This window comes from Mesorhizobium sp. M7A.F.Ca.MR.362.00.0.0 (assembly GCF_004023175.1).
In the GTDB taxonomy this organism is placed as follows: Bacteria; Pseudomonadota; Alphaproteobacteria; order Rhizobiales; family Rhizobiaceae; genus Mesorhizobium.
The window spans coordinates 1-5,300 of the sequence record NZ_RZTF01000423.1; the positions used below are offsets into that span (position 1 = coordinate 1).

Genomic DNA, 5,300 nt, shown 5'->3' on the forward strand with positions numbered 1-5,300 from the left:
ACATTAGGCACCGCGCCCTGATCGATTGAGATCAGCAGAGCATGAACGGTGACTTGATGGATCAGCAGGTATTGGACCGCGATAAGAGCTTCACCCACACGCAACCCGAAGAGCCGCACCGACCCATCCGACAGGCCCTCGAGAGCAGCGTTTCGATAGAAATCGACAACCGCCGCCTGCGTCAGCAGGTCGAAGCGGCCCAGTTCGCGAAAGCGGCTGAGCCGCATCCGGACCAGGCCGGCGAAGATGACCTCCACCAGGGCCGGCGTGTTGGCTTCGACCAGTTCCACGCCGCCAAGCCGTTCGAGGCGACGCCAGTCCTTGTTGAAAGCCTTGACGAAGGATGGCCGGCATAGGCGCTTGAGGACGGTCTCCGGATCGCCGTCGATGGCGAGGCCGAAGCTGGTATGCAGGGAATCGCGCGTGGCCGCCAGCAGGGCCAGCGGATTGGCGACACCGCTGATCGATTGCGGAATTCCCCTGATCTGGATACGGTCCGCCGGCGGCAGCACGGAGCGCACCGCGGCCCACGCGGCCTGCGCCGACTGCGTCGTCCACGGGCTCGCATCGGCCAGCAACGGTGCCGAATAGTCGCAAACGCCACAGCTCAGCCACTCGATCACTCGATGGCGGAAAGCCGGTCGCCGTATCAACGGCACCAGCATTCGCGGCACGCCCGTCACGGCGTCGTTTACCTCCACGATGAGCAGTTCCGCACCTTCAGGCATCAGCCGCGCTACGATCCCCTCGGCCCAGGCATAATTCTGGTGGGCGGTGCACACACCGTCCGCCTGAAGGCGCAACCAGAGCGGCCTCACCGCTTCCAGGCTGGTGTGGAGCCGCGCCGTGTATGCATCGTTGGAGACGACGGCCGGACGGGAGGACTGGCCATCGGGCGAGCCGGTCACCGCAGCAATTTGCACCGCCTGGACTGCCATATTTTTCCTATCGCTTTGCCGTGGCGAACGACAGCGTGCGCCGCCAGGCGCCCAACCGGCTGTCGCGCGCCTCATCGGGATGCTCGATATTCCACATGCGGTGATGCGCGAAATACCATGATGCCACGAGCACGAACATCTCCGAGACGGCGGAACCCAACAGCGCCCACGGCGGAGACGCGATTGCCAGCAGGGCCGCGATCAGTGCCAGCCCGACGACCGCGCCGCCCGTCGTGGTGAACGCGACGATCCGAAAATCGCCGAGTATCTCAAGCACGATGCGGGGCATGATATAGAGCATGATCGGGACAAAATTCGCGATCACGAAAAGTCCGATGAACCAGGTCGAAGCGTCCTGGAGAGCCTGGGATTTTATCATCGGCAGGACGAACATGATGGCGCATCCATATGCAAGGCCGCCAAACCCCATGACGAGTGCCCAGATCTTGGCCTGCGTCCAGACACGGCCCGTTTCATTGTTCCGCATCAGCCTGGCGAGATCCGGCTGCGTCATGTTGACGAAAGCAAGGCTGATGATGCGCAGCGGAGCAAACAGCACCAGAACCGCCGCCAGCGGTGCGTAGGCGGCAGGACCGGCAATGCCGGCGACCAGCAGCGCCAGACATTGGCCCTGGATGTTGGTGGTGGTGGCGCTGAATGCCGACCAGCGCAGCTGGGGCCAGAGCCTGACATAGCGTCGCCGGGTCGGCATGCGGAAGCTGATGCGAAGCGAACGCCGAGCCAGCCGGACCAGGACGAAAATGCCGAAAACATTTGCCGCGGCTAGTGCATAGAACACGGTCTGCAGCGGGTCTTGGACCAACCAGATCGACAGCCCGGTCAGGACACAGCCGGCGACTGTAAAAGCGCCATCGCTGACGGAGACGACAACCTGCTGGCGCCGTGCAAAGAAAGCCGTGCGCATATGGCTGCGCAACGACCAGGCACCGACGAAGCAGCCGGCGGCAATTCCGCTTGGATCGCCAAGGACATGCATCAGGACTGCCGTGCCGACGGCCATCAGCAACGCCACGATCAGCGCCGCCGTTCCGAACGCCACGTCATAGGTATCGACGCCGGCGCTGTTGGTGCTCTTGCTCATCCAGATGCTGGCGGGAACGGCGGTGAGCGACCTGATATAGGACAGGCCGACACCGCCCATCACCATACCGATGGCGAAGAGGCCGTAGCCCTGCGCCGACAGCATGTGCAACAGCATGATGTTGAGGGCAAAATGAAAGCCGCTCTGCATCGCCTCGCCGCCGATCATCAGCACGAGGCGTCGAACCAGATGGCTCGGAAACGCTAGCTTCACGGCCGCGTCTCCGCTTCGCGGGCAGCAGGCACCCTGCCCGGCCGCGCGATGGTCGTCTTCAGCTTGTCGGCGGCGATCGCGGTGATCGCCGCGGCCGCGACCGGCTCGCTGAAGATTGCCTCGTAGCGCGCGCGTCCGGCAGCGACAAACCCGCGCCAGGCCTCAGGGGCGAGGATGATCTCCTGCAATTTCGCGCCAAGAGCTGCTGCGTCGCGGGGCGGAACATGCCAGCCGGTCTCCCCGTCGCTGACCACTTCCACCAGCCCGCCGATCGCCGATACAAGCGGCGGCCGGCCGTAAGCCATCGCCTCGATGGCGACGCGGCCCAGCGATTCCGGACGCCGCGACGGCACGGTGACGATATCCGCCCATCGATAATGCTCCGAAGGGTCGGGAATGAAAGGCAGGACTCTGACGCGCCCGGTAAGCCCCATGGTTTCGACCAGTTCGGCAAGCGCATGCTCACGCTCGGTGCTTTCGAAGGCGCCGCCGACCAACCGCACCTCGATCCTCGCCTGGAGTTCCGCCGGCATCGAGGCGATCGCCTCCAGCAGGATCTCCTGCCCCTTGATCCGGTTGATACGGCCAAGCAGCAGCACCCGCAATGGGCGCTTGCCGTCATATGTCATCGGTTCGACCGCCGCCGGCCCGGCAACACCGTTGTAGACGACATACGCACGCGCCGCCTTGGGATCACCAAACGCGGCGCGTGTCGCGTGTGAATTGAAGATCAGATCCGCGTGGCTCCAGCGCATCAGGCCGACAAGTACCCTGCGCATGGCGCCTTCGGGGATTTCGTGGATGTGCAGGACGGCCTTTTGGGGAAGAAGGCGTGCGGCCAGCGCGTAGTCGGCCACGATCGAGGTGTTGACATAGACGAGGTCGCAATCCTTGAGGCGCCGCCACGCCCTGAACACGGCAACCGGCAATCGCGCCATCTCGACGGTCGCAAGGCGCGCAATGGCCTGGCGCCTCAGCACCCAGAGCGGTTCGAATACGATCCGGCTGGCATGCGCTTCCAGAATCCGCACGATCGGCCCGCTACGTGGCAAAACCACTTCGATGTCGGCCGACGGAAACGCGGCGCGCAGCGCGGCAACGCTCTCCGCAAAGCTGCGGTCAGAACCATAGAGTTCATAACCCTGATGAACGCAGGCAATCCGCATCTTTATATCCCGCCGGGTGCTACAACCATCGCGCTGGGCGATTGTGGCAGAAGCCCGTCCGCAAGAATCATGCCTGGTTCGATACGCCCGACTGCCGGCCGTACGCCCCAGGCATTGCTTCGTTTCGATACAGCTACGCACAGAAGGGTTGACCGAGAATGAAACAACCATCGGCTTCAACACCGTTTTTTTACAACCCCGCGCGATGATCCCTCGCAGGATACCTAAATCGAGAGGTGGCACGGAAGTTGCCATCTGCTCATTATAAATTAAGCAATATCTAATATATGAGACATGTGAAAGTGCCGCCGGCCATGAAACCAGAAACGCCCGCCATTCTGATCCTGGGGACCCGCGGCATACCCGCAGCCCATGGCGGCTTTGAAACCTTTGCCGAAAAACTGGCGCTGTTTCTTGTCGGGCGCGGTTGGAAAGTCGGCGTCTATTGCCAGGATGAGGTCGATCGGATCGACCAGAGGGTGCGCAGCGAAACCTGGCGCGGCATCGAGCTCATTCACATCCAGGTTGCCTCCAAGGGACCGCGCGCGACGCTGGAATTCGACTGGCAATGCGCCCGCGACGCCGCCCGGCGACCGGGCGTTTGCCTGGTGCTCGGCTACAATGGCGCGGTTTTCCTGACCTGGCTCAGGCTGAAGCGACGCAAGATCTTCACCAACATGGACGGCATCGAGTGGCGCCGCCCAAAATGGGGAATGGCGGCGCGAACCTGGTTCTGGCTCAACGAATGGATCGGCGCATGGGCCTCGCATCGGCTGGTCGCCGATCATCCCGCCATCGCAGATCACCTGGCGACACGCCGGCCGCGCAGCGCCATCGCCACCATTGCCTATGGCGCCGATCCGGTGTCATCAGCGCCCGAGGCGCCGGTCTGGGCGCTCGGCCTCGAGCCCGGGCGCTATCTCGTCTCGATCGCGCGCATCGAACCCGACAACAACATCCTGCCGATCGTCGAAGCTTTTTGCTCCGCCAAGCGCGACATGAAGCTGGTGGTGCTGGGAACGCTGTCCGACGACATCCCCTATCATGCCGCCATCCGCAAGGCGGCGAATGGCTCGGTGGTCCTGCCGGGCGCCATCTACGACCAGGCGACGGTCAAGGCGCTCAGATACCACGCCCGCGCCTATCTGCACGGCCACACGGTCGGCGGCACCAACCCGTCGCTGGTCGAGGCGCTGGCGGCCGGCAACATGGTGATCGCCCACGACAATCCCTACAACAGATGGACCGCCGGGGCTGCGGCGATCTACTTCACCGACAAGGACAGTTGCGCCAAGCGGATGCAGCAGGCGCTGGACGATGACGCCTTGGTCAAGGCCTGCGGCGTTGCCGCCAGGGCGCGCGCCCGCGAAGCCTTTCGCTGGGACGATGTCCTGCTTGCCTATGAAAATGAGGCCTATCATTTGCTCGGCATGACCGCCGCCAAGACCACCGCGATGGACCACGCATCGCCAGGAACCGTATGACAGGCTGGTCGCGCCGGCGGGTGCTGCGGACGGCGCTGTCCACCGCGGCGGCTCTCGGCTCGCTCCCGGTCGCACCAATCGCTCGCGCAGCCGCCGGGCCGCGATTTCGGCGCGGCGTCAACGCCTGGCCCTGGTTCTCGCTGACGCGCGAATTTCCCGCTCCGCGCACTGACTATGACTGGCCGCCCTTCCAGTCGCAACGGCCGGTGCCGACCCCGGACGACCTGCGTCGGCTGCGCAGGACCGGGCTCGATTTCATCCGTCTGCCTGTTGATCCCGGCCCTTTCCTGGCCGCCGACGCCATCACGCGCGGCCGGTTGCTGGACATACTTGACGCGGCTGTCACGGCCACTCTCCACGCCGATCTCGGCATCATCGTCAACATCCAGGCCAATGC

Annotated in this window: 4 protein-coding genes and 1 pseudogene; 2 read left to right on the top strand and 3 right to left on the bottom strand. The window is 64.1% G+C overall.

Annotation, left to right across the window (positions count from 1 at the left end; translation table 11 throughout):
- The 3 genes from EOC06_RS31905 to EOC06_RS31915 form a co-directional block, all read right to left on the bottom strand.
- Positions 1–938, bottom strand: a 938-nt coding sequence (locus EOC06_RS31905; RefSeq protein ID WP_128309657.1) for a GNAT family N-acetyltransferase, incomplete at its 3' end; no start/stop codon positions are given.
- 7 nt (positions 939–945) lie between these two features.
- A complete protein-coding gene (locus EOC06_RS31910; RefSeq protein WP_127326578.1) occupies positions 946–2,253 on the bottom strand; it encodes a hypothetical protein in 1,308 nt (435 codons plus the stop codon).
- The gene (locus EOC06_RS31915; protein WP_128309658.1) at positions 2,250–3,419 is read right to left on the bottom strand and encodes a glycosyltransferase; all 1,170 of its coding nucleotides are present in this window, start codon (positions 3,417–3,419) and stop codon (positions 2,250–2,252) included. The genes EOC06_RS31910 and EOC06_RS31915 overlap by 4 nt, the downstream gene beginning before the upstream one ends.
- A gap of 314 nt (positions 3,420–3,733) precedes the next feature.
- On the opposite strand from EOC06_RS31915, the gene EOC06_RS31920 reads away from it, so the two are divergent.
- Both EOC06_RS31920 and EOC06_RS31925 read left to right on the top strand, forming a co-directional pair.
- Positions 3,734–4,903, top strand: coding sequence for a DUF1972 domain-containing protein (locus EOC06_RS31920; RefSeq protein ID WP_164898844.1), 1,170 nt, complete (start codon positions 3,734–3,736; stop codon positions 4,901–4,903).
- Positions 4,900–5,300 (top strand): annotated as a pseudogene (locus EOC06_RS31925) (glycosyl hydrolase family 5); the annotation flags it as partial. The gene EOC06_RS31920 and the pseudogene EOC06_RS31925, both read left to right, overlap by 4 nt.